Raw genomic sequence first — 23,362 nt, forward strand, 5'->3', positions numbered from 1 at the left:
TTATGCCTCGTAGGTCTCCCTGATCGCGTCCTCGATGCGTGTGTCCTCGGGCATGTAGTAGTCCTCCAAGGCGTACAGCGGGTAGGGCACGTCGAAGCCGGTGACCCGGGTGATCGGCGCTTCCTGGTAGTACAGCGCCTCCTCTTGGATCGTCGCGGTGATCTCGCCGGCGAGCCCGCCCGTCTTCGGCGCTTCGTGGACCACGACGGCGCGGCCGGTCTTTTTGAAGGACTCGACGATCGCGTCGGTGTCCATCGGCGACAGCGTCCGCAGGTCGAGGACCTCGACGTCGATGCCGTCCTCGGCGACCGACTCGGCGGCCTCGAGCGTCGGGCGCGTCATCGCCCCCCAGGTGAACACCGAGAGGTCGTTTCCTTCGCGTCTGACCGCCGCCTCACCGAGTTCGACCGTGTAGGGTTCCTCGGGGACGTCCTCGCGGAAGGCGCGGTAGATGAGTTTCGGTTCGAGGAAGATCACGGGGTCGGGGTCGCGGATCGACGCCGCGAGCAGGCCCTTCGTGTCGTAGGGAGTCGAGGGGACGACCACTTTCAGGCCGGCCTCGTGGACGTAGAAGGTCTCTTTTGACTCGGAGTGGTGTTCGGGCGCGCGGATGCCGCCGCCGTAGGGGGCGCGGACGACCATCGGGCAGGTGAAGCGGCCGCGCGAGCGGTTCCGGAGGCGGGCGGCGTGCGAAACGATCTGATCGAAGGCGGGGTACATGAATCCGGAGAACTGGATCTCCGGGACGGGTTTGAGGCCGTAGGCGGCCATTCCGATCGACGTGCCGACGATGCCGGATTCGGCCAGCGGCGTGTCGATGACGCGATCGTCGCCGAACTCGTCGTAGAGGCCTTCGGTCGCGCGGAAGACGCCGCCGTTTTTGGCGACGTCCTCGCCGAGGACGATGACGTCGTCGTCGCGTGCCATCTCGTCTCTCAGTCCGTCGCGGACCGCCTGTACCAGCGTCAAACTCTGCGTCTCGGTCTTAGTATCGGATGATTGCGTGCTCATTCCAGTAGTTCCTCGTCGCCGTAGCGTGCTCGCAGCCGTTCGAGGTGGGCCGCCTGCTCGTCCAACCGCTCGGTCCGTTCCGCCAAGACGCTGTCGAACATCTCCGTCGGTGCGGGGCGTTCGGTCCCTTCGGCGGCCTCGATCGCCTCGGCGACCTCGTCCTCGATCGATCGGCCGATGGTCGCGACCGATTCGTCGTCGAGGATTCCGCGATCGCGGAGGTACGTCTCCAGTCTCGGAATCGGATCCTTCCGTTTCCAGCGTTCGACCTCGTCGTCGTCGCGGTAGACGGACGGATCGTCCGCCGTGGTGTGTGCGCCGAAGCGGTACTGCACCGCCTCGATGAGCGTCGGTCGGATCGCACCACCCGACCCATCGTCGCCCGCCGAGTCGGGAGATTTCGCCTTCGAGAGCGCCTCGCTCGTGACCTGATACACCGCGAGCGGATCCATCCCGTCGACCTGCACGCCCTCGAACCCGTACGCGCGGGCCTTCTGTGCGAGGGTCTCGGAGGCCGTTTGTCGCTCTCGGGGGACCGAGATCGCCCACTGATTGTTATTACAGAAGAAAATTGCCGGCAGATCGAAGACGCCGGCGAAGTTCAGCCCCTCGTGAAAGTCCCCCTCGCTCGTCGCGCCGTCGCCGAAGTAACAGAGGAACGCCGCGTCGTCCCCGTGCAGATCGGACGCCCACGCCGCGCCGGTCGCGTGCAGTACCTGGGTCGCGATGGGAACCGCGACGGGAAAGACGTTCAATCCCCGGTGTGCGTTGCCGCGCTCGTCGCCCATCCAGTAGCGGAGCGTCCGATCGAGGCCGACGCCGCGGACGTGGGCTGCCGCGTGTTCGCGATAGCTCGGAAAGAGCCAATCGTCGTCTTCGAGCGCCATCGCGCTTCCGACCTGGGCGGCCTCTTGGCCCGACAGCGGTGGATACGTCCCCATTCGCCCCTGTCGTTGGAGGCTGACCGCACGACCGTCGAAGTGGCGGGCAAGACGCATCTCGCGGTACATCTCGACGAGGGAGTCGTCCTCGATGTCGGGCACCGTCGCTCCCTCGCGTACCGTCCCCTCCTCGTCGAGTATTTGCACCCGATCTCGGGGATCGAGTGACACACTCATAGGTCCCACCGTCGCATACCGTACACCTCCGCTCCCGGCGTGATAGTGTTTGCGTCGATAGCAAATACGTTGACAATCGAACCCAGACCTCATACGGATTATTGTAACGATTTACCCAGGGGCGCTGACACGGGCTGGCGATGACCAATAAAAGGCTCCAACAGCCCGTATTACTCCTCGGAGGCGGAGACGCGGCGGTCGATAACCGCCTTCGCCTCGGTCGCGGCCTGTTTCCACCCGTAACCCTGCTCGTAGACGTGTCGCTTCGAGTCGACGAGTTCCTCGGGCGAGGATTCCTCGAAGCCGCCGCGCTTCCACGTCCCCGACTCGACGAGCCACTCGATCGTGTTCTCTCGCGTCTCTTCCCACGAGAGGCCGACCATCTCGTAGAACGCGACCATGGCGAACACGGAGTGGTCGTGCGCCCCCGACACGCTTCCCTTCTCGTAGATCGTTTGGAGCGGTTCGAACGTCGGGCGCGAGACGCGATCTTTGTATTCCTCGGGCGGGAGCAGTCGGATCACGCCGTCCTCCTCAACGATCCGCTGATCGCTCTGGAGCCGTCCGAAGACGGTCGAGTGAAGGCCGCTCCAGCGCTCCGGCACGTCCTCACGGAGTGCGTCTTCGTCTGCGTACTCGCGGGCCGAAAGCGGCCCCAAAAGGTCGGTGTAGACTTTCTCGATGTGCCGGCGGTCAGTCCCCTCGAACTCGCATCCAGGGTCGTGGAGGTTACTGGTCGTCCGACAGCCTGGACAGCGATACCTGAGACGCACGTTACTCGTGTGTCGTCGCCGCCGCCCAAAGTCGTATCGCTCGCCGGACGGGCGGATCCGACAGGTCGGTGCGTTTATCGGGACCGGGGCGATACCGGAGCGTATGGAGCGGCTCCACGCCCGATACCCGTTTTTGGACGCCTCACGGGCCGCCGTCGAAGCCGCGGAGATCGACCTCTCGGAACTCGTTTCGGAGGGCGGTCCGCCGGTCGAGCGCGGCCACGAGCGCGTCGAACGGGCGCTCATGGACGGGACGACCGCGGCCGAGGAGCCGAGCTTCTGGAGCACCCGCGCGGAACTACTGTCGTATCCCATCGCCCGTGTGCTCGTGTCGCTGCTCGACGTGCCCGGGGCGACGGAAAAGTACGCCGCGGCGGAGGCGGCGACGGCGAGAGAGCGGTTCGTCGAGGATTTCGAGGCGGATCTCGAGCTCAAAAGCGCCGGTGGAGACCGGTTAACGCTCGATCATCTCCTCGCGGATTTCGACATGTCGGGACGAGTCGAGGCGATCGGAGACGGCCGATTCGGCCTCGACGTGACGGCGTATCTCGAACTCGCCGCGGAGCTCGAGGAACCGCAGTGGGGACTCGCACGAAGACCCCTCTCCGCGGGGACGGTCCCCGTCGGACGGCCGGAGTTGTACACCCTGCTTCGGGAGGCGGTCGGGCGACGAGTTCGGGAGGGACTACCGCTCTCGGTGCCCTCGGAAATCGAGTCGCCCCTCTCGTCGGAGTTGGCCTCGATCCGGCGTTCGATCGCCGACATCGATCCGCCGATGTCGTTCGAGGCGGTGACGCCGGGGCTGTTTCCGCCGTGTATTCGGGCGCTCTTGTCCCGATCGCGCGACGGCGAGGGATTGGGTGGGCTGGCCGATCACTCGCGGTTTTCGTTACTATCGTTTCTGCTCGCGAGCGGACTCGATGCGGACGGTATCGTCGAGTTGTGCAACGCAGAAAACGAATCCGACGCGGTACGTGCGCAGGTCGACCGTCTCGGTGGCGAGGATGGACCGGTCGCTGCGCCACCCTCGTGTGTCGTGATGGACGAGTACGGCGACTGCGTCAACGCGGACGAAACCTGTGAAACGATCAGACATCCGCTCTCGTACTACGCGGTGAAGCTTCGCCGGACGCCCGACGATCGGATCACGGACTGGCGCCGGCAGGGGTCGGGATCCGAAACGTCGTAACTCGTGAGAGAGCCAAAAGATCGATCGTATCGGCGTCGACGCAGACTCAGGAGCGCCGCGCGAGGCCGAGGCCGATCACGGACATGAGCAGGATAAAAAAGACGATCGCGCCGACCAGCGCGATCCCACCCTGCTCGGACAACGCGCTGTCGTAGTAGGCGGTTCCGATCCAGATGATGATCGCGGCGAGTGTCCCGACGCCGATCAGCGCGACGACGGCTTCGACGGCGGCGTCCCGATCCATACCACGAGTGTGGTGGTGTGGGAGAAAAACGCTTCGAAGGCGAGGCGTGAGCGGTAGCGAGGGCCTCGAAACGACGAGCCGTGAACGGAGTGAACCGCAAGTGACGTGCTGTGAGCGACAGCAAGTGCGGCCGCAGGGAGCCCTCGGAAAACCGAACGGGAAGCGACCGTGAGGTCGCGAGTGCCCCTGAACTGTGAGCGGGAGACAACGCGACACGAACGGCGTGCTCCGAGCGATAGCGAGGAACACGGGGCACTCCCATCGAAAGCGTCCGCCGAACGGTTAAGCCGATGCCGGACGAACCGGCTCGTATGCAGGCGAAGCGGGAGTACCGCGATCGAGACGAGACGGAGGTTGCGGTGCTCGATACCCTCGTCGATCGAACCGACGAGGGGATGACGGTGTTCGAACTCCGGACCGGCGTCGACGTCGATATCGACGAACTCGAGGGTGCACTCGCGAAGCTCAAAGACGCAGAGCTCATCACCGTCGAAAACGACGACGGCCCGATGCGGATCTATCCGCACGACCGCGTCGTTCCCGAGCCGACATCGGAGGAAACGGGGAGCGAAAAGCGGTCCATCCTTCGCAGCATCCGCAAGCGGATCGGGCTGTAGCGGCGCCGCCGAGACGCGGGCGTTTTATCCCTTCGGACCGTTCGAGACGACAATGACCGTCGTCTCGGAGTTACACGAATCCCACGGCGCGACGTTCACCGAACGCGGCGGCCGTCGGGTCGTCGACCACTACGGCCGACCGGAGCGGGTCCACCGCGCCGTCAGAAACGTCGTCGGAACGATCGAGATGGGATACGGCATCGTCGAGGTGACCGGTGATGATCGAATCGAATTCGTCGACAACGCCGTCTCGAACCGGGTTCCGGACGAGGACGGCCAGGGCGTCTACGCGCTGTTGCTCGACCCGCAGGGACGAATCGAAACGGAGCTGTACGTCCACAACGCCGACGCGAAACTGCTGTGTTTCGTCCCGCCGGGAACGGCCGACGCGCTCGCTGAGGAGTGGACCGAGAAGACGTTCATTCAGGACGTCACGGTTCGGGCAGCGAGCGACGACTTCGGCGTCTTCGGTGTCCACGGTCCGAAAGCCACCGAGAAGATCGCCTCCGTGCTCACCGGCCCGAGTTCGCCCGACGAGCCGCTGTCGTTCGTCCGCGGGACGATCGGCGATTGGGGCGTCACCGTTATTCGAACGGACGATCTTACCGGTGAGGAGGGGTACGAAGTGGTCTGCGCCGCATCCGACGCCATCCACGTCTTCGACGCGCTCATCAACCACGGGCTGAACGCCGCGCCGTTCGGCTACCGGACGCTCGAGTACCTGCATCTCGAAGCCGGAACGCCGCTTTTCGAGACGGAACTGGAGGGGACCGTTCCGAACGTGCTCGGCCTCCGCAACGCCCTCGATTTCGAGAAGGGGTGTTACGTCGGTCAGGAGGTCGTTTCGAAGATCGAAAACCGGGGACAGCCGTCGCGGCGACTCGTCGGGGTTCGGCCCGAAGCGACCCCCGAGCGAGGTGCGGCCGTCTTCGACGGAGACGGCCACATCGGCGAGGTGACGCGGGGTGATTACAGCCCGTCGCTCGATGGCCCGGTCGCGCTCGCGTTAGTCGACTACGGACTCGAAACGGGGGAGCTAACGGCTCGCGTCGACGGGTCGGACGTGGCTGCAGAACTCGTCGAGCTTCCGTTCGTCGAGGGGTCATCGTTATCGGGGCGGTTGCCGCGGTACCGGTAGGGCGGGTATCGATTATCGGTATCGGTGGCTGTCCAACTCGACGTCGAGGCCGTCGAGCACTTCTTTCGCCTCCTCGCGTTTTTCCTGGTGCTCTTCGAGGAACTCCGCCATGAGCTCGGCCGCCTGCTCCTTGCAGCCGCCGCAGAGGCGCTCCCCGCCGACGCACTCCTCGTAGACGCGGGTCGCGAACTCGTCGTCGTCTCCAGCGAGGAGGTACGCGTACAGCTCGTAAACCGGACACTCGTCGGCCTCGCCGCCCAACCTGCGCTGTTCTTCGGCCGTCTCACGACCGCCGGTCGTCGCGGATTTCACCTTGTCGTAGCCCTCGTCGGGGTCGTCGAGAAGGCTGATGTGGCTCGCCGGTATCGACGAGGACATCTTCCCACCTGTCAGCCCGGACATGAACCGGTGGTATATCGACGACGGCGGGAGGAAGCCGTAGCCGCCGTGATCGATCTCGATCTTTCGGGCGAGTTCCTCGGCCGCTTCCCGATCGAGATCGAAGCTGTCGACGTGTCCCTCGTAGACGCGCTTTTCCCCCTCGACGGCGTCGACGAGCGCCTCGAACGCTTCCTCGGTCGCGTTGCGGTCGAGGAATCGGACGCGCGGACGGAGGGGTTCCTTACCGCCGGATTCGAGCGTTTTGACGGTGCTCTCGAGCGCATCGGTATCGAGGCGTTCCGAATCGAGCCATTCGGCCGCGTCGGTACACCGAACGTCGGTTTCGGCATCCTCGGCGTCGGCGGCGAGCGTCTCGTAGGCGTGCGAGACGAGTTCGCGTTCCTCGTCGTCCAACTCGAAGCTCGCGTACGCTTCGGTCACCTTGAAGTACCGCATCCGCCCGGCGAGATCCCGGGCGAGCCGCATGTGGGGGTCCTGATCTGGACCGACGGGGATGACGGTGGGCTTCGGTTCTTCGAGTTGCGGATAGAGGATGTCGGCCATCTGGGTAACGACCGACTGCATGTATGAGACCTCGGTTTCGCCGTCGAAGTCGTAGATGGCGCCGAGTTCCGAGAAGTTCGCCTTCGTCCCGAGTTCGAAGGCGAGATCCTGCACTTCGCGGTTGGTGGACTGCCGGTAGAGTTCCCCCTCCTCGGGGTCGAATCCGAGCGCGATGAGAGAGAGCAGATAGCTCTCGGTGTGTTCGTCGATCTCATCCCACGACAGCCCCCGGGCGGCGTGGGCCTCCAGATCGGCGATGAGCCCGTAGGCATCACCGCCGCGCTCTTGGTGCCAGATCAGTTCGTCGAACACCAGTTTGTGGCCGATGTGAGGGTCGCCGGTCGGCATGAAGCCCGACAGCACGGCGAAGGGATCGTCGCCGGTCATCGCGTCCGCCACCGGCCGGTAATCGCGGTGACCGAAGATCACGCCGCGGCGCATCAGGTAGTGTGGCGTCGGCACGCGCGGTAGCACGTCGTCGAAGGACTCGATGCCGAACTCCTCGAAGAGTTTCCGGTAGTCGTCGACGGTCGAGGAGCCCCACGGGTCGAGGGCCACGTCATCGACACCTTTCGTCCCGCCGTCGCTCCGGACGGCCGGCTCGCCCTCCCGATCGCGGGTTCCGTCGTCTGCCATGTACGGGCGTCGGGGTGGTCGGCTCAAAAACCGTTCGTTTGGCCCACACGATATCCGGGCGAGCGTGCGGCTGAACTGGCGGTCGTTACGTCGGGACGTGGCTCCAGGCCAGCTAAAGTATATATAGTTACTGATCGGCAAAGAGTAAGCTGATTTGTCCATATATACAAGTGGTTCACCGTAGTTCCCCTGTGGGGTCGACGGTCCTCTCGCGATCCACGCCGCAGGCCCGACGGCGCGCGATCGTCAAGAGGCACTGTTATCGGCTGCTCGTGGTCGTGAGAACTGCCACGATCGCGTTCGTCGTCGGTGACGTCGGCGACGCGCTGAACATCGGGTCGCGGCGAACGTGCTGAAGCCTGGGACGTACCACCTCTACGAACGGGCTTGGGATCCCAGTAGATGGGGTGTCGAGACGGCCTGACGGTCGGCGAACCGGAATCGAGTCAGGGCGTCAAGCGACCGACCGACAACCACTCGACCGAATCGTCTCCGACGAGTGCGAAGATCATCCGCTTTCTGACGCCGTGTGCGAGTCGAACGTCGAGCGCGATGTCTCGCGGCGAGCGCTCGGCGTCGGCGTCGAGCACGCGAACGAGGAGTTCCGAATGGCCGAGGTCGTCGACGTGCTCGACCGTCTCGTAGGTCCGAAAGTCGGCGCCGAATTTGAAGCCGGTCTTCGGGACGACGCCGCGTTTGCGGAGCGTCCGGTAGACGGTCAGTCTGCGGTCGAACCGATCGCCCTCGACGGATCTGCCGCGTGCTTCGATCGCGTTCGTCCCGCCCTGTACCGACAGGATGCCGCGTTCGGCGAGGTACGCCGCCTCCAAGAGCGACAGTTGGACGGCATCGTCGTCGCGGTCGAGCGGCTGGCCGTAGAACCCGCGCTCGTAGAGGACGACCGGAGGAGACCAGCAGATCACCCGGTCACCCAGCAGGTCACCCTCGACGTTCGGGAGCGCATCGAGGTGACTTTGACCGTCGATGTCGGGACGATCGGTCTCGAGATACGTCAGTTCGCTCTCCTCGTCGACGACGGCCAACACGGCGTCGCCGAGCGAGGCGAACGATACCGAGGCGCGCTCGCCGACCACACGAACCCGATACTCGACGGTCTCGTCCCACGGCCCGTCGCCGCGGGGATGAGTGACGAGATCGATACCCGACGGCTCGGCGACCCATCCCTCGCGTGCCGGGGAGACGTAGAATCCTCGTTGGCGGAGGTCCTTGTAGACGAGGAACGGTGCGACGATCCCGTCGTTGTCGGCGAGAAACTTCGAGAGACCGGCCCCGTCGACCGCGTCGAGATCGCCGCGGTACAGCAGGTGAGCGGCTTCGATCGGATCGAGGACAACACCGTCACCCCGCGGTCGACCGTAGCCCCGCGAGTCGTAGTACCGCTCGCGACCGTTCGGGCCGACCTCGACGAGCCCGTCGGCCAGGTGGCCTTGCATGGATAAGACATGACGCGCGCGCCCGTATATCCGCTGCGGTCGGCGCGGGCGGACGGGCGAGGCGGCGGAGGAGCCGCGTCATGCGGCGTCCGCGTCCGCGTCCGGACAGGTGCCGTCGAGACAGCGCGTACCGCTGGCGGTCTCGAACAGCGTCAATCCACACTCGCACGAGCCCGCAACCGTTCCGTCCGGGACGGCGAATCCGGTATCGCAGTCCGGGTAGCGCTCACAGCCGGCGATGAGGCCGCCGCGTCTGAGGATTCGGAGCTCGCCGTCGCAGTTCGGACAGTCCCACTCGTGGTCGAACCGGTCGCTGACGGCGTCGAGGAGGGAGTCGCACGCGTAGTCGAGACACAGTTCGAACTCCCCGCCCCGTTCGACTCGAAAACGCGGGAGTCCGCAGTCACAGGTCGAGTCGGTCATCGACGCCCCGCTCGGGAGGCCGAATCGTTCGGCACAGTCGAGGCAGACGACTGCCGAGCCGGATCGAACGAGTGGGCCGCCGCACCGGCAGGAACCGACGGGTGTTCCGGCCTCCGTCGCGTCGTGTTCTGCGATCGCCACTTCGCCGACGGCCTCGACCCGGAGCGTCTCGGCTCCCTCGCTGGCGACGAGCCACAGCGGATCGCGGGTGATCGAGACCGAGTCGGGACGCGTGAGCCACGCGACCGGCTGGTAGCCGTCGACGTCGTGGACCAACACGGTGTTGTCCGGTTTGATGACGACGAGGACGCGACCGCGGACGGTCCGCCCGCGTCGGCCGTCAGTGTGAACGAGACAGTCGCCGGCGATGGTTCGGATCGACATGGGCCGTCTGGCCACGTATTGGTATTTGAATTCGCGGGGGAGGACCCGAGATCGAAGTCGTGGGGCCGAGGCGGTTCCAGACCTCGTGTAGGGTCGACGTCGAAGCCGGAGTCCGTTCGGGTGCTCGCGGGGTCACACGATATCGAGACACCCACGGTACGGCGATCGCCAGCGCGTTCACCCGCCCGAGATGCGGTCTTCGAAAAAGATCGTTCTCACGGGCCACTCGACGCGGATAGCATTCTCGCTAGCGGTTCGAACACCATCGGAACGCGAGCCAGTACGTCTCCGATGGATCGGTGGGGAGTTACTCGGCATCGTCACGGGCGTAGACGAATCGACCGGTCACTCGGTGATCCGGATACCCGACCCGGGACTAGTCTACGAGACCGATGTCGTGGACGTGTCGTTCTAGTGCCTCCTCGCTCTCGAAGACTTTTTCGCAAGCCTCACAGACGTACTCGTCGGAATCTGTCTTGTCATCCATATCTGCACATGTGTGTTAGCGTCAATCAAATGTTCGGTCGGCGCACCCGCTACTACGGGGACTGCTCGACAGTCTCGGCCGCTTCCCTCAGAAGGCCATCGAGGATTTCGGGCGTGGTCGGGTGGTACGCGCGGTCCGGTATTTCGCGGGCGTCGAGTTCCATCTCGACGGCCAGTTGCATCGTCTTGGCCATCGCGTCGGCGTGATAGTGCAGCCCCTGGTAGCCGAGGACTGTTCCGTTGGACCCAACCACGAGTCGGGCTAGCCCCTCGGAGGCGTTCTTGGTTTTGAATACGCCATCGCTTGCGGCGTCCCGCGTGACCACGACGTGATCGATCCCCACCATATCAGCGGAATTCGCCGAGTGTCCGACCCGGGCGTACGGGAGTACTCCGAGGCCGGAGAAGACGACGTGGTGATGGATGTTTTCGTACTCGCGTAACTCCTCACCATCGCGGTGTCGTCGGACGTTCTCGGCGGCGAGAAACCCTTGCTCCTTCGCGACGTGGAGGATCGGCTCCTTGCCGTTCGCATCGCCGGCGACGAACACACGGTCGTCGTCACGGGTCTGCATCGTGTCTTCGACCCACCCCGGCCCAGGGTCAAGCGCCGTCTCCTCGATGCCCAGCCGGTCGAGGGCGGGACGACGACCGGTGAACGCGAACAGTTGGTCGGCCTCGAGGACGCGTTCGGAGCCGTCCACCTCCACGTGGAGTCCGATACCTCCGTCCTCAGTCGGCTCGACACGTTTCTCGTTGGCCTGTGTCAGTACGTCCACATCGAACGACTCCCGATAGTACTCCAACAGCGCGTCACCGAAGGGATCATCGGCCTCGTCGAGCGGCCGTGTACCGTGTTCGATGACTGTGAGATCCATTCCCGCTACCTCGCTGAGATACGGGACGAGTTCCACCCCGATGTAGCCGAACCCCATGACGACACCGGAGTCGCCGAATTCGGTGGTGTCGAGGACGTCGGCGCTCCGTTCGACGGGGACCTCGTCGATACCCGGGAGATCGGGCACGTGTACCGACGAGCCGGTCGCAACGACGACGTAGTCCGGCTCGAGCGTCCGGCCGGCGACGGCGAGTTGTCGATCATCGGTGAGCCGAGCCGTATCGTGAATAAATTCGACGTTTTCGCGCTCGGCGAGCCGTTCGACGGCCGCCCGGCGGTGGGCCGCGAAGTTCGACGTCTGTTCGTTCTTTTGTTCGACGACCGCCTCGAGGTCGACGTCGGGTGATGATCCCGAAAGCCGGTCGTCCTTGCGGACGGCGAATCGGTGTTCAGCGGCCGACAGCACCTCCTTCGATGGCATGCAGCCCCGAAGGATACAGAGTCCGCCACCCGGGTCACCGTCGTCGATGAGGGTCAATCGAAGGTCGGATAGCTCCGCCAATCGTTCGGCAGCAGCCACGCCTGCACTGCCGTAGGCGCCGACGACCGCGACGTGTGTGCTCATGGGGTAAGCGCTGGATCCGAAATGTATAAGCGTTCGGGGCACTCGAAGGAGTGTTCCACAGGCGCGGGCATTCGCGTACAATTGGACAGATATTTCGAACTGATCTCGACACTCATATATAAATCTTCCTGATAAATGTACGTCCGTCGCAGTAGTAACTCATGCTCTTGTCGTCCCTTTTCCTACCTTCGTTTGTAATGAAACGATTCGAAGGCTCTATCAACCGACGACACGCGCTCAAAGCGATCGGTGTCAGCGGGATCGCTACGCTGGCGGGGTGTACCGGAAGCGGAAGTGGGAATCCGAATGAGAACGGTAACGGGAGCGAAAGCGGGGACGGAAACCATAATACCCGCAACGGTAACGGCAACGACGAACCGGACCTTCTGAGTACCGGCCCTGCACCAGCGGGTGAATCGCTCTCGAACGACGAGATACGAACGCCCGTGGCGCTGTTCGATGACAACCCGATGAACGAGGCACAGCGGCAAGTCGAGGGCGAAAACCGCGCGTACACGCCACGACACGTCTGGAAGTGGGTCTCCGAGGAAACCGCGATCGGGCTCCACTTCAACGATCCGAACCCCGAGGAGGCGACCGAACTCGACTACATCACTGTCGCTCGAAAGGGGCTGTTCACCGAGGAGAGTCAGCCCGACAAGGAGTTCACACACTTTCATCAACATACCGCCGACAGCTGGGAGGGCGGCCACGGCGGCGGCATCGGCGACGAGGGCTACTGGCTGGCCCACATCGCGGTTCGAGAGATACAGTACCCGTTCCACGCCGACACGATCAGTCCTCGAGTCGATTACGAGTTTATGCCGACACCGCCCGAGCCGGGAAGCGAGGGTCATACGACGGATTTCGAAACACCGGACGGTGACGAGGGAAGTCTTTCGACCGACAACCGGGACGCGCTCATCGAGTCTTTCGACGGTCAGTGGACCAACGACGATCAAATGGAGGTCGGCGGCGAGTTCACGCCCGCTCACGTGATCAAGTGGGTAACGGAGGACGTGTTCGTGTTCCTGCACTTCAACGACCCGAACCCTCGCGAGGCGACGGACCTCATTTACTTCGGGATCGGCGTTCGCGGTACCTTCGAAGCCGATAGCGTCCCTGGAGACCAAGCCGATGATTTCACTCACTTCCACAAGTGGGAGGCGCAAGGCTGGGAGGACGGCCACGGTGCACAGGATTCCTCACAGAACGGATTCTGGTTGGTTCACCACGCAGTCCACCCTGGTCTCGAGATGCCGTGGGGTGAAGTCGAGGTCGGAATCGATCGCCAATTCATGCCCACGCCGGTTCAATAATGCGAATAAGTGACTCAACGAACCGTCGCCGTGTGCTTGTCGCGACCGGGAGTCTCGCCGCGTTCGCGCTCGCCGGCTGTGTCGGTGCGAGCAACGAAAACGAAGACGCGACCGGTGGTGAGGGCTTCGAAACGGGGGGGTCGTTCGAGTTACCGACAGACCCCGGCGACGACGATTTCGCCGACCGAACCGGCCAAGACGTCATGGAGGTAGTGACGATACAGCGCGAGGCGGATCCCCAGTTCCTCTTCGATCCACCGTTCGTCCGCGTCGATCGGGGGACGACTGTCCGATGGGTGAACGTCGACGGTGCGTTTCACACCGTCACTGCGACGGCCTCACTGGAGAACCGCTCGGCGGCCGACGAGTTCAATACCACCATAGCCAGCGAGGGCGACAGCTTCGAGTGGGACGCCGACGGGACCGGACGACAGGATTACTACTGTTCACCACACGTTGGCTTCATGTACGGCAGCGTTGACGTGAACTGAAATCGCGGATACCCGAGCGACCGTGACGGTCACGCGTCCGTTCGAAACGCGTCGATTTCAGCGAGGATCTCGTTGATGTCCGGTCTGTCGAACGTCGACGAGCCCTTATGAACGTACGCGATCTCGGGCGCCGCCCCGCGTCGATCGACGACGACCACCTCGGGCATCCGGCCGAAAAAATCCGAGAACCGACCGAGGATGCCGAACCGGACCGGTTGGTCGTAGGCGTCCCCTGCTTCGGTGTTCGGGTCCGCCAACAGCGGATACGGAAGGTCGTAGGATTCCTGCCACGCCTCGACACGGCCGAGCGGTTCGGGGACGATCGAGATGATCTCCGCATCGCGCTCGTGGAACTCGTCGATGCGCTCGCCGAGTTGCTGGACCTGTTTTCGACAGTTCGTACAGTAGTGATCGCGCTGAAAGAAGAGCACAGCGAAGGAGACGTCGGCCGGGAGATCCGAAAGCGAAAACGGGGTCGGACCGACCGCCACGTTCGGCAGCGAAAAGTCTCGTACCTGTTGAGTCATACAGGAAAATAGTCACCCAGTACTCAAAGCGATACGGGTGGCTACTCGAGGAACTTCCCGGCGGCTTTCGACCAGTCCCAAGAGTTGTACCGTATCTTCGGTACCGCATCGTTCGGGATCGCGTCGTATCGCCGGAAGAACTCCCGGATTCCCGGCCCGCCCCCGAAGTCACCGTAGAACCACAGGAAGACCCGAGGTACGCGGGCGACATCAGCCTCGCGATCGTACGCCGCGGTCGAATCGAGATAACCCCGGGTCGCGAGATCGAGTTGCTCGTCGATTCGGTCGGGGTCGTAAGCGCGGATCGCCGGACAGCTCTCGGCACCGCAGTCGAGCGCGAAGTGGGTTCGCGGGTCACAGTCCGAAAGCCGGTATCTCCGTTCGAAGGCCGTGACGTGGATTTTCGGTAGGGATCCCAGTCCGTATTTGGAGGAGCGATGGGTGAGCGCGGCCGGCGGGCTCTGAACGCGATCGAAGAGCTCGAAAACGCGGTCGAGAACGGACACGTAGGCTACATCTCGGTGGTCGCGACCCCGGAACCCTGAATCCGAACGCATTCGCGGTGAGGCGCATCGGTGAGGACGCCAGCGTCCGAAAGCGAGAACGCGATCAGCCGATGCCGATACCACTGGTGACCAGACGGAGCCCGACGAGACTCAACAACCCCAAGACGAGACGTCTCCGGAACCGCTCACTGACGACATCTCGAAGGCGCTTGCCGATCGCGACGCCGACGACGGCCGGAACAGCCGCAGCCATAGATGCCACGGCGACGACCGTGCTCGGGTAGAGTCCGAACGCGGCCGCGACGGCGACCCTGATAGCGTTGAGACCGAGGAAAACCAGCGCGATGACGCCAACGAAGAGCCCGTGGGAGAGATCGAAGCTCCGGAGATACGCGATAAGCTGGACGCCGACGTTGGTTCCGCCGAACAGGATTCCGGAGACGCCACCGACGCCGACCATTCCGAGCCGGGTCTTGCCGAGAGGGCGGTTTCCGATGGCGAGCCACCCCGGCAGCGGGATACGACGTTGGGCAGTCAGTACGAATCCGACCGTCAACAGCCCGAGACCGACCCGGAGCAGAGCCGCGGGTACTCTTTCGAGAAGCCACATCCCGACGACGGTTCCGACCAGCGCCGCGCCGATCAACGGACCGAACCGCCGACTACAGGTTCGTAGCTCCCGACGCGAAAGGTCACCAACCAGCGAAACGTTTACCGCGAGGATCGGAACGATCATGAATACGACGGCCGTCGCGGGATCGAGTATCGTCGCGAGGGCCATCGTTCCGACGACAGCGAACCCGAAGCCGGCGATCCCGTTCGTGGCTCCGGCGAGGATGACGACGAGCGTCACGACGACAACAGTCGGCGATAGAGCCGATATAGTTGCTGAGATCACCTAGTGACCCCCTCGGTCAGCGTTTGTGAAGATGCACTTCTCCACAAATAGGGGACGATAGGTCATCGGGAATATGGGCTCACTAGTGAGGTGTTCGGATCCTCGCGATGTCAAGCGTGTGGAAATTCGACGACGGCAGCCTCGAGCGGTCCACATCCCGTCTCAGAACGTGATAACGTCGTACTCGTCGCCCACCAGCGATCGAATGCTCGGATGGCCGTCGTGGTCGTCGAGCATTACGACACCGGCGTCGGCGACGGCGTCCTCGACGCCGAAGGCGCCGGAACAGAACTCGCAGGCGGAGGCGTCTTCACGGACGGCGTGATATAGCTCGTGGTAATCGCTCGACTCGTCTTCGAGTTCCGGGATCCACTGTGTCCCAGCGCCGTCGAAGATGAGTTGCACCTCGTCACCGTCGGTTTCCGCGAACTCCTTTGCGGTTTCGAGCCCGTTGACGAGTCGGCCGAGGTTATCGTGTCCGTCGGTCCCAGCGAGGATTATGATTGCTGCTTTGGTCATTGCATCTGTTTTTGCACCCTCGGGCGATATATTCCGTTTCCGGACGTGCAGCGAAGATACGTCCGTCAGAAACAGTTATATATCTGAACGAGTCCTCGGACGGAGATCGTCTCGGCCGCGGCTTGATCAGTGCGAGTGGCCGTCGCCGCCGCGGCGGAACTGTCCCGAGAAGCCGCGCTGAACGACTTCCGAAAGCGCCGGATGGATGTGGACGGCTTCGCGGATATCTTGAACCGTCCCTGACCCGGCCGTCATCGCCACCACGACTTCCTGGATGAGGTTGGAGGCTTCGGGGCCGATGATGTGACAGCCGAGGATCTCGCCGTCGAGATCAATGATCGCTTTCAGGAAGCCGTCGGCTTTCATCGCGTCGCCGCGAGCAGTCTGATCGTACCGGTACGTCCGGGTCGCGTACTCGCGTCCGGCGTCCCGGAGTTCGGCTTCGCGTGCGCCGACGCCGGCGACCTCCGGAGAGGCGAAGACGGCGAACGGCATCGCGGTGTAATCGACCGGGTGGAGGTCGCTCCCGAAGAGGTTTCGGGCGACGGCCTTCGCCTCGTGGTTCGCGCTGTGTTTCAACAGGTGTTCGCCGACGATGTCGCCGAGCGCCCACACGCTCTCGGCGGTCGTTCGCAGGTACTCGTCGGTCTCGACGAACCCGCGTTCGTCCGTTTCGACGCCCGCGGCATCGAGGTCGAGCGTGTCGGAGTTCGGCGTCCGTCCGGCGGCGACGAGCAGTTCGTCCCCGCTCACGGTTACCGGACCGCCGTCGAGAACGCCGCCATCCGATCCGTACTCGTAGGGGCGTGCTTCGACCGTGACCGTCCCGTCCGATTCGGAGACGGCGGTCGCCGCGTGACCGGTGTGGACGGTGAAGCGGTCGGCGTAGCGTTCGGTGAACGCCTCGGCGACCTCCTCGTCGGCTTCAGGCAACAAGTTCGGCCGTCGACCGACGATCGTCACGTCGCTGCCGAACGTGCCGAAGAAGTGGCCGAGTTCGGCTGCGATATAACCGCCGCCGACGATGACGAGGTGCTCCGGCGGTGTTTCCAGTTGCAGCGCTTCGGTGCTGGTCAGGTAATCGACGTCGTCGACACCGTCGATAGCGGGGACGGACGGACGCGTCCCAGCGGCGATCAACACGGTGTCGGCACGGATCTGATCGCCCTCGTCCTCACCGCTGACGATCTCGACGGTCCGTTCGTCGACGAATCGCCCTTCGCCCTCGTAGAGGTCGTGGTCGGGCGAGGACCGCAGTCCGTTGCGAATGGATTCCGAGTCGCCTTCGACCTCCTCGTTGACTTCCCGAACGATCGTAGGGAAATCGACGCCCGTCACGTCGACGTCGATGTGGAACTCGCCGGCTCGCTCGATGGTCTCCAGTACGTCGGCGTGATAGAGCAACAGCTTCGACGGGATGCAGCCGCGGTTGAGACACGTACCGCCGAGCGGCCCCTTCTCGACGACCGCGACCGACAGTCCCCGATTCACCGCAGCGTTCGCGACGTCAAGCCCCGACCCCGAGCCGATGACCAACAAATCAACCTCGTTCATGCGCTCACGATTGGAGCCGAACGGTGATAGTCACCCGTGGAAGTGCAAGCCGAGAACACTCCCGCCGGGGCGGTCGAACGGGATCACTCCGATCGACGACGCGCTCGCAGGACGGACATTCGGCGAACGTGTCGATCGAATCGTCCGACTGCTCGTGCGTGATGAGTGCGTCTACCGCCCGGACGGTCGTGTCCACAGTTCGGGCACGCGCCGAGTACGGGCTACTGCCGGATAATCGTTCGAAGCCGACTGCCTCCGAGATTCCGGCCGTCACCCGCAGCCCAGTGAGTATTTGGGTTCGTCCCGGGACTGGGGCGTATGCCCCGACGTTCGTTTCGAACGCCCACCGGTCGCGACGTCCCGGCGATAACCGCAGCCGAGATGCAAGCGGTGGACCGCGTCGCGGTCGAGGAGGTCGGATTCGAAGTGCTTCAGATGATGGAGAACGCCGGTCGGATACTCGCGTGGCACGCGCGCGACGTTCGAGACGGGGACGAAACCGTCGTGATCGCGGCCGGGAACGGCGGCAACGGCGGTGGCGGAGTAGCCTGCGCGCGACACCTCGCGAACCGGGACGTCGCCGTCGACGTCGTCTTGGACAGACCGCCGGCGGAACTGACCGGCGTCGCAGCCCACCAATACCGGACGATCGACGAGATCGCCCACGGGGCCGTGTTCGAACCTCGTTCGGCGATCACGAGCACGCGATCGCCCGGTTCGTACTCCCGCTTGCAACTCGGGCAGGCACGGCCGAATCCCCGGTCGATGTCGTGGCCGTCGAGCGCCGCCCACAATCCGGACGGTATCGTTCGTTCTTGTGCCATACCGCGGAGCGTCGTCGAGGTCGTGTCAAAAAGTATCGCGCCCGTGCATCGGAATCGAACGCCGGGGCAGCCGGGACGGTTCGCCCGTTCGTTCGCTTCGAGTGTCCCCGTGTTGCACACCCGATACAGCGCTTTATCCTTCTCGAACGTTGGTTATTGTGAAATAATGACTACTAAATCGTTCGAACTCACCGAGCCGGAGCTGACTGCCGAGGAGCTGCTCGTCATCGAAGATCCACATTTCGAATCCGACACCGTCGCCGTCGTCACGGGTGCTGCGTCCGGGATCGGACAAGCGACTGCCGTCGCCCTCGCCGCGAACGGGCTCACCGTCGTGGGAGCCGATATCGACGAGGCCGGACTGACGGAGACGGTCGACCTCGCGACGGACGTGGGCGCGAAGGGGGGCGTGCACTCGATATCGACGGATCTCACCGACGAGACCGACGTCGAGGCGATGATCCGAGGGGCCGCCGAACTGGGCGACCTCCGGTACGTCGCGAACGTCGCCGGGATGCAACATATCGCCTCTATCACGGATTTTCAGATGGACAAGTACGACCTTCTGCTCGATATCATGTTGCGGGCACCGTTTTTGATCGCTAAACTCGCGATGCCGCACATCCGCGCGACCGAAGACGGTATCGGTGCGATCGCTAACATGTCCTCGGTACACGGCCACTACGCGACCCGAAACAAGCCCGCATACATCACCGCCAAGCACGGACTCAACGGACTCACTCGATCGATCGCCGCCGAAGACGGGGGAACGGTTCGGGGTTTTTCCGTCAGCGTCGGCTACGTGTTGACACCACTCATGATCGACCAGATCGCGGACACCGCCAAAGAGCGCGGAATATCCGAGCGGGCGGTCGTCGAAGACGTCATGTTAGGACAGGCGCGCACGAAGGAGATGATGACGCCGGTCGACGTTGCGAACCTCTTCGTGTTCGGCCTCTCGGGGTACGGCACGCACCTCAACGGCGGAGACTTGCTCTGGGACGGCGGCTACACTACGACGTATGAGTGACGAATCGCCCACCAAGGTCGCAATCGCCTGCCAGGGCGGCGGCAGCCATACGGCGTTCACCGCAGGTGTTCTGAAGGAGCTGCTCCGCGAGTGGAACGACGAGTACGAACTGGTCGGGATCAGCGGTACCTCGGGCGGCGCGTTCAACGCCCTCCTGACGTGGTACGGGCTCGTCACGGCCGACGCGGACGCGGCGATCGATCTCCTCGATGCGTTCTGGGACGATCTCAAAGCGGACACGTTCACCGATATATTCACCAACAATTGGGTCGTTGGTCTCTCCCGAATCGGGGCCAGCGGCTTCCCGCTGCCGCAGGTGAGCCCGTATCAGATCCCAGAGGCAGGGGGCGGCGAAGACCGGATTCGAGAGCTTCTCGAACGGTACGTCGACTTCGACGCGATCTCCGATCTCTGCGGGCGCGAAACACCGGAACTCGTTGTCGGGACGGTGAACATCAACGCAGGTGACTTCGAGACGTTCACCAACGAGGACGTGACGCCGGACGCGATCCTCGCGTCCGCGGCCGTTCCGACCCTGTTCGAGGCCGTCGAAATCCACGGCCACTACCACTGGGACGGCCTGTTCAGTCAGAATCCGCCGATAGACGACCTCATGACGGTCGATGTCGACCGCAAACCCGACGAACTGTGGGTCATCCAGATCAACCCCCAAGAACGCGAGGGCGAGCCGACGACGGTCGAGGAAATCGCCGACCGTCGCAACGAGCTATCCGGCAACATTTCGCTCAACCAGGAGCTACGGGTCGTAGAGCGCGTAAACGAGTGGATCGACGATGGACATCTCCCCGAAAGCGAGTTTTCGAAGACCCGGGTCCGTCGTATCGAGATGGGACGGGCGTACCACTGCTCGACGAAAGTCGATCGGAGTCCGAGGTTCATCGAGGAACTGGTCGAACTCGGCGAGAAGCGAGCCGCGACGTTTCGATCCGAACGGTGACGTACGACGGACCCCGAATCGAAACGAAATTCGCGTGCTATGGTATGGTTTTGGGAACTCTCCGTACCGCCCGAGGACCCTCGACGACGGTGCTTTCGCGCCTCCGCGAGCTCGGAAGTGCGGGAGTCAGAAGCGACGTGACGGTTCGGTCCGGGGGACGTCCGTCGAGGCGTCGAACCGCGGGTTCGATGAGGATGACTCCTCGACCCGGAACCGAATCGCCGAGTTTCGCGAGCGGGCCGGTCGAAACGACCGTGCTCTCGAACCGGCACTCCGGCGGGGCGAACGATCGACGATGCCCTCGGCGGAGCGGATCGATATAATCGTCCGTCGGGAGTGCGGTCGCGTCGAACGACCCACTGAGAGGGCCGTTCGGAGCGCGATCGTCGGCCCCTCGAAATCATACATTAACATTTATTAACAATGCGTTCGAAGCCGGGTGTAATGAGCACGCCGGTACGCCTCGGGTGATCGCCGCCGGCCGGTATCGCCTTCCGAACAACTTACAAACGACGATGGCAACCCGAGACACAGCATCCGACACCGCAGCACCGACGACCGACCAACCCGACGACGCGGAGGACACGCGTGTGATCCCGCTGCAACCGCGCCACGGCCCCCAGCCGAAACGGTTTCCGTAACTCGATATCTCCCCGTGTTCGTTCGTTATTGACCGCCGTCGGCACCGGAGACACCGATAGCGACCGCGACGCCTGGAGCGGATCGTGTTCGTGATGCACAGTCCCTCCGACGGGGTGAAACGTGTGCACGGCGTGCACAAGTTCTATCTGTGATCGGTCCACAACGGCCGAACGAGGGACGTGCGTTCGTCGAAGCAACCATGAGCGATAGACCGAGTCCGAACACGCGGAGCGTAGACGGCGCAGAACCGCTCGAATGGATCCGTTTTCTGGCACGGGCAAACTCCCGCGTCCGTATTCTGGAACACCTCTCCGAAGCGGAAACGGCGACACAGCGCGACCTTCGGACGCAACTGGACGCATCCCGAACGACGATCGCTCGATCACTCCAGTCGCTGGAAGACCGCCACTGGGTCGAGCGCAACGACGGGGCGTACCGGCTCACGCGGATCGGAGCGATCATTACCGACGAGTTTTCCGGGATGCTCGAGACCGTTCAGCGCGTCGCTGAGTTAGCCGAGTTCTTGCGGTGGTTTCCGGCCGACGAGTCGACGCCCGACTTTCTGCGGCTTCGCGACGCCGAGATAACGAGTTCCAGCGACGGCGATCCCTACGCCCCGGCGAGAAAACAGACCAAGATCCTCCGTACGGCGGATCGCCTGCGCATTTTGCTCCCTTCGGTCGATCTCGAGGGAACCAAAACGATCACCGAAGAGACCGCAGAACACGCACTCGAAGCCGAGACGATCCTGTCGCCGGGTCTCGAATCGACATTCGAATCCGACGAATTCTCCCCGTACATACGGGAGATGCTCGAATCGGGACGGTCGACGCTGTTCGTTTCCGAGCGCGATCCGCCGTTCTATCTGGGACTGGCGGACGACGGACGAGTTCAGATCGGCGTCGAGGACGGCGAGGGGTTCCCTCGATCGCTACTGGAGACCACCGACGAGGACGTCCGGACGTGGGCGGAAGGCGTGTACCGGACGTATCGCGAGGGGGCGAGACGCAAACCGCTCGCTGATTTCGATTGAATCGTGATCCACTGTGCAAGGTATGCACAGTTCCCGCGGGGTAGGATTATATTCTCAAACGTGGAACTGTCGGGAGGGTGGGGGGTAACGCGGGGTGGGTACCACCAAGGAGATCCGTGTTCGGCGGGGGGAGCGATCCGATGCCGATAGTATAAGTATCGCTCGTGGAGAATTTTTCACATGGAAACGTTACTGTTGAACCCCGAGGACGTCGACGAGAACGCCGACATGGCGGAGATCATCGTCGCCGTCGAGGAGGCCTTCGCCGCTTATGAAGCCGGCCGGGTCCAGATGCCCGCGAAATCCTACATCGACCTGCCGAAGTACGACGGTGACTTTCGGTCGATGCCCGCGTACATGGACGCGGGCGAGTGGGACGCCGCCGGAATCAAGTGGGTCAACGTCCACACGGACAACCCCGATGAGTACGACCTGCCGACGGTGATGGGGACGATGATCTACTCGAATCCACGGAACGCGTTCCCGCTTGCGGTGATGGACGGGACGTCGCTGACACGGAAGCGAACCGGGGCGGCCGCCGCCGTGGCGACCGACCACCTGGCCGTTGAACACGCCAGTTCGCTCGGGATCGTCGGCGCGGGCGTCCAGTCGTACACGCAACTGGAGGCGATCGGCATCGTCCGGGACATCGAGACGGTGATCGTCGCCGACAAGCGCGAGGACGCGATCGAGCGATTCGTCGCCCGGTTCGGCGACGAGTTCGACGTCCGTGGCGGCTCCATCGCCGAGGCCGCATCCTGTGACGTCCTCTCGACGGTCACGCCCGTCGAGTCGCCTATCGTCGACGCCGCGGACCTCGGCGAGCGCACGCACGTCAACGCGATGGGCGCGGACGCGCCCCGGAAGAACGAACTCGCGATCGACGTCGTTACCGATGCGAAACTCGTCATCGACGACTACGAGCAGTGTACCCACTCCGGAGAGATCAACGTCCCCTGGAGCGAGGGGACCCTCACCGACGACGATCTCTACGGTGAGTTAGGCGAGATCGTCGCCGGCAAGCGCGAGGGGCGAACGCCCGAGGACGGCGTGACGGTCTTCGACTCGACTGGGCTCGCGATCCAGGACGTCGCCGCCGCCCACGTCGTCTACGAGCGAGCGAAAGAGGACGGCGAGGGGACGCCGTATGGGCTGGTCGACGCGCGGGTTCGATAGCGGA

At 63.7% G+C, this 23,362-nt stretch carries 23 protein-coding genes and 1 pseudogene; 11 read left to right on the forward strand and 13 right to left on the reverse strand.

Features of this window, described 5'->3' with window-relative positions; translation table 11 throughout:
- From R6U53_RS11020 to R6U53_RS11030, 3 genes are all read right to left on the reverse strand, one after another.
- Entirely contained in the window at nt 1–1,011 is a 1,011-nt protein-coding gene (locus tag R6U53_RS11020) for an alpha-ketoacid dehydrogenase subunit beta (RefSeq protein WP_410322410.1), read from the reverse strand.
- A complete protein-coding gene (gene pdhA / locus R6U53_RS11025; protein ID WP_410322411.1) occupies nt 1,008–2,129 on the reverse strand; it encodes a pyruvate dehydrogenase (acetyl-transferring) E1 component subunit alpha in 1,122 nt (373 codons plus the stop codon). Before pdhA ends, R6U53_RS11020 begins: the two co-directional genes overlap by 4 nt.
- 170 nt (nt 2,130–2,299) lie before the next feature.
- A complete protein-coding gene (locus R6U53_RS11030; RefSeq protein WP_410322412.1) occupies nt 2,300–2,902 on the reverse strand; it encodes a hypothetical protein in 603 nt (200 codons plus the stop codon).
- Nucleotides 2,903–3,005: 103 nt separating this feature from the next.
- On the opposite strand from R6U53_RS11030, the gene R6U53_RS11035 reads away from it, so the two are divergent.
- The gene (locus tag R6U53_RS11035) at nt 3,006–4,091 is read left to right on the forward strand and encodes a hypothetical protein (protein ID WP_410322413.1); all 1,086 of its coding nucleotides are present in this window, start codon (nt 3,006–3,008) and stop codon (nt 4,089–4,091) included.
- 46 nt (nt 4,092–4,137) lie between these two features.
- Here the strand turns inward: R6U53_RS11035 and R6U53_RS11040 are convergent, their stop codons facing one another.
- A complete protein-coding gene (locus R6U53_RS11040; protein ID WP_410322414.1) occupies nt 4,138–4,335 on the reverse strand; it encodes a hypothetical protein in 198 nt (65 codons plus the stop codon).
- Nucleotides 4,336–4,646: 311 nt separating this feature from the next.
- Between R6U53_RS11040 and R6U53_RS11045 the strand changes: the two genes are divergently transcribed.
- Both R6U53_RS11045 and R6U53_RS11050 read left to right on the forward strand, forming a co-directional pair.
- A complete protein-coding gene (locus tag R6U53_RS11045; RefSeq protein WP_410322415.1) occupies nt 4,647–4,952 on the forward strand; it encodes a DUF6432 family protein in 306 nt (101 codons plus the stop codon).
- 52 nt (nt 4,953–5,004) lie between these two features.
- Nucleotides 5,005–6,090, forward strand: coding sequence for an aminomethyltransferase family protein (locus tag R6U53_RS11050; protein ID WP_410322416.1), 1,086 nt, complete (start codon nt 5,005–5,007; stop codon nt 6,088–6,090).
- Between the two features lie 12 nt (nt 6,091–6,102).
- Here R6U53_RS11050 and R6U53_RS11055 read toward each other — a convergent pair whose 3' ends face one another.
- A complete protein-coding gene (locus tag R6U53_RS11055) occupies nt 6,103–7,671 on the reverse strand; it encodes a tryptophan--tRNA ligase (RefSeq protein ID WP_410322417.1) in 1,569 nt (522 codons plus the stop codon).
- Nucleotides 7,672–7,862: 191 nt separating this feature from the next.
- Between R6U53_RS11055 and R6U53_RS11060 the strand changes: the two genes are divergently transcribed.
- The gene (locus R6U53_RS11060) at nt 7,863–8,027 is read left to right on the forward strand and encodes a hypothetical protein (protein WP_410322418.1); all 165 of its coding nucleotides are present in this window, start codon (nt 7,863–7,865) and stop codon (nt 8,025–8,027) included.
- A gap of 90 nt (nt 8,028–8,117) precedes the next feature.
- On the opposite strand, the gene endA is transcribed toward R6U53_RS11060, so the two are convergent.
- The 3 genes from endA to R6U53_RS11075 form a co-directional block, all read right to left on the reverse strand.
- On the reverse strand, nt 8,118–9,125 hold the full coding sequence (endA, locus tag R6U53_RS11065) for a tRNA-intron lyase (RefSeq protein WP_410322419.1): 1,008 nt from the start codon (nt 9,123–9,125) through the stop codon (nt 8,118–8,120).
- A 78-nt stretch (nt 9,126–9,203) separates the two neighbouring features.
- The gene (locus R6U53_RS11070; protein WP_410322420.1) at nt 9,204–9,932 is read right to left on the reverse strand and encodes a DUF91 domain-containing protein; all 729 of its coding nucleotides are present in this window, start codon (nt 9,930–9,932) and stop codon (nt 9,204–9,206) included.
- 539 nt (nt 9,933–10,471) lie between these two features.
- Nucleotides 10,472–11,881, reverse strand: coding sequence for a dihydrolipoyl dehydrogenase family protein (locus tag R6U53_RS11075; RefSeq protein ID WP_410322421.1), 1,410 nt, complete (start codon nt 11,879–11,881; stop codon nt 10,472–10,474).
- 197 nt (nt 11,882–12,078) lie between these two features.
- Between R6U53_RS11075 and R6U53_RS11080 the strand changes: the two genes are divergently transcribed.
- Nucleotides 12,079–13,200, forward strand: a complete 1,122-nt coding sequence (locus tag R6U53_RS11080) for a hypothetical protein (RefSeq protein WP_410322422.1) — start codon at nt 12,079–12,081, stop codon at nt 13,198–13,200.
- Nucleotides 13,201–13,232: 32 nt separating this feature from the next.
- Nucleotides 13,233–13,691: a plastocyanin/azurin family copper-binding protein gene (locus R6U53_RS11085; protein ID WP_410322423.1), complete on the forward strand. Its 459-nt coding sequence runs from the start codon at nt 13,233–13,235 to the stop codon at nt 13,689–13,691.
- 29 nt (nt 13,692–13,720) lie between these two features.
- Here the strand turns inward: R6U53_RS11085 and R6U53_RS11090 are convergent, their stop codons facing one another.
- The 5 genes from R6U53_RS11090 to R6U53_RS11110 form a co-directional block, all read right to left on the reverse strand.
- The gene (locus tag R6U53_RS11090; protein WP_410322424.1) at nt 13,721–14,218 is read right to left on the reverse strand and encodes a peroxiredoxin family protein; all 498 of its coding nucleotides are present in this window, start codon (nt 14,216–14,218) and stop codon (nt 13,721–13,723) included.
- Between the two features lie 41 nt (nt 14,219–14,259).
- A complete protein-coding gene (locus R6U53_RS11095) occupies nt 14,260–14,724 on the reverse strand; it encodes a DUF547 domain-containing protein (RefSeq protein ID WP_410322425.1) in 465 nt (154 codons plus the stop codon).
- A gap of 103 nt (nt 14,725–14,827) precedes the next feature.
- Nucleotides 14,828–15,577 (reverse strand): sulfite exporter TauE/SafE family protein, encoded by a 750-nt coding sequence (locus R6U53_RS11100; RefSeq protein WP_410322426.1) that lies wholly within the window; start codon nt 15,575–15,577, stop codon nt 14,828–14,830.
- Between the two features lie 207 nt (nt 15,578–15,784).
- Nucleotides 15,785–16,141 (reverse strand): hypothetical protein, encoded by a 357-nt coding sequence (locus tag R6U53_RS11105; protein WP_410322427.1) that lies wholly within the window; start codon nt 16,139–16,141, stop codon nt 15,785–15,787.
- Between the two features lie 126 nt (nt 16,142–16,267).
- Nucleotides 16,268–17,695: a dihydrolipoyl dehydrogenase gene (locus tag R6U53_RS11110; RefSeq protein WP_410322428.1), complete on the reverse strand. Its 1,428-nt coding sequence runs from the start codon at nt 17,693–17,695 to the stop codon at nt 16,268–16,270.
- Between the two features lie 438 nt (nt 17,696–18,133).
- Here R6U53_RS11110 and R6U53_RS11115 point away from each other — a divergent pair.
- The 5 genes and pseudogenes from R6U53_RS11115 to R6U53_RS11135 all read left to right on the forward strand — a co-directional run.
- Nucleotides 18,134–18,343, forward strand: a pseudogene (locus R6U53_RS11115) (NAD(P)H-hydrate epimerase); the annotation flags it as partial.
- Between the two features lie 342 nt (nt 18,344–18,685).
- Nucleotides 18,686–19,549 (forward strand): SDR family oxidoreductase, encoded by an 864-nt coding sequence (locus tag R6U53_RS11120; protein WP_410322445.1) that lies wholly within the window; start codon nt 18,686–18,688, stop codon nt 19,547–19,549.
- The gene (locus R6U53_RS11125) at nt 19,542–20,507 is read left to right on the forward strand and encodes a patatin-like phospholipase family protein (protein ID WP_410322429.1); all 966 of its coding nucleotides are present in this window, start codon (nt 19,542–19,544) and stop codon (nt 20,505–20,507) included. The genes R6U53_RS11120 and R6U53_RS11125 overlap by 8 nt, the downstream gene beginning before the upstream one ends.
- Nucleotides 20,508–21,348: 841 nt before the next feature.
- The gene (locus tag R6U53_RS11130) at nt 21,349–22,182 is read left to right on the forward strand and encodes a helix-turn-helix transcriptional regulator (RefSeq protein ID WP_410322430.1); all 834 of its coding nucleotides are present in this window, start codon (nt 21,349–21,351) and stop codon (nt 22,180–22,182) included.
- Between the two features lie 180 nt (nt 22,183–22,362).
- Complete coding sequence (locus R6U53_RS11135; protein WP_410322431.1) at nt 22,363–23,358, forward strand: ornithine cyclodeaminase family protein; 996 nt, start codon at nt 22,363–22,365, stop codon at nt 23,356–23,358.
- Nucleotides 23,359–23,362: the final 4 nt, after the last annotated feature.

Source organism: Natronomonas sp., assembly GCF_046483325.1.
Classification (GTDB): Archaea; Halobacteriota; Halobacteria; order Halobacteriales; family Haloarculaceae; genus Natronomonas.

Excerpts from the sequence above, each read along its gene's own strand:
- R6U53_RS11020 (WP_410322410.1), bottom strand. The coding sequence starts at position 1,011 with ATGAGCACGCAATCATCCGATACTAAGACCGAGACGCAGAGTTTGACG.
- pdhA (WP_410322411.1), bottom strand. The coding sequence starts at position 2,129 with ATGAGTGTGTCACTCGATCCCCGAGATCGGGTGCAAATACTCGACGAG.
- R6U53_RS11035 (WP_410322413.1), top strand. The coding sequence starts at position 3,006 with ATGGAGCGGCTCCACGCCCGATACCCGTTTTTGGACGCCTCACGGGCC.
- R6U53_RS11040 (WP_410322414.1), bottom strand. The coding sequence starts at position 4,335 with ATGGATCGGGACGCCGCCGTCGAAGCCGTCGTCGCGCTGATCGGCGTC.
- R6U53_RS11045 (WP_410322415.1), top strand. The coding sequence starts at position 4,647 with ATGCAGGCGAAGCGGGAGTACCGCGATCGAGACGAGACGGAGGTTGCG.
- R6U53_RS11050 (WP_410322416.1), top strand. The coding sequence starts at position 5,005 with ATGACCGTCGTCTCGGAGTTACACGAATCCCACGGCGCGACGTTCACC.
- R6U53_RS11055 (WP_410322417.1), bottom strand. The coding sequence starts at position 7,671 with ATGGCAGACGACGGAACCCGCGATCGGGAGGGCGAGCCGGCCGTCCGG.
- endA (WP_410322419.1), bottom strand. The coding sequence starts at position 9,125 with ATGCAAGGCCACCTGGCCGACGGGCTCGTCGAGGTCGGCCCGAACGGT.
- R6U53_RS11070 (WP_410322420.1), bottom strand. The coding sequence starts at position 9,932 with ATGTCGATCCGAACCATCGCCGGCGACTGTCTCGTTCACACTGACGGC.
- R6U53_RS11075 (WP_410322421.1), bottom strand. The coding sequence starts at position 11,881 with ATGAGCACACACGTCGCGGTCGTCGGCGCCTACGGCAGTGCAGGCGTG.
- R6U53_RS11080 (WP_410322422.1), top strand. The coding sequence starts at position 12,079 with ATGAAACGATTCGAAGGCTCTATCAACCGACGACACGCGCTCAAAGCG.
- R6U53_RS11090 (WP_410322424.1), bottom strand. The coding sequence starts at position 14,218 with ATGACTCAACAGGTACGAGACTTTTCGCTGCCGAACGTGGCGGTCGGT.
- R6U53_RS11105 (WP_410322427.1), bottom strand. The coding sequence starts at position 16,141 with ATGACCAAAGCAGCAATCATAATCCTCGCTGGGACCGACGGACACGAT.
- R6U53_RS11110 (WP_410322428.1), bottom strand. The coding sequence starts at position 17,695 with ATGAACGAGGTTGATTTGTTGGTCATCGGCTCGGGGTCGGGGCTTGAC.
- R6U53_RS11120 (WP_410322445.1), top strand. The coding sequence starts at position 18,686 with ATGACTACTAAATCGTTCGAACTCACCGAGCCGGAGCTGACTGCCGAG.
- R6U53_RS11125 (WP_410322429.1), top strand. The coding sequence starts at position 19,542 with ATGAGTGACGAATCGCCCACCAAGGTCGCAATCGCCTGCCAGGGCGGC.
- R6U53_RS11130 (WP_410322430.1), top strand. The coding sequence starts at position 21,349 with ATGAGCGATAGACCGAGTCCGAACACGCGGAGCGTAGACGGCGCAGAA.
- R6U53_RS11135 (WP_410322431.1), top strand. The coding sequence starts at position 22,363 with ATGGAAACGTTACTGTTGAACCCCGAGGACGTCGACGAGAACGCCGAC.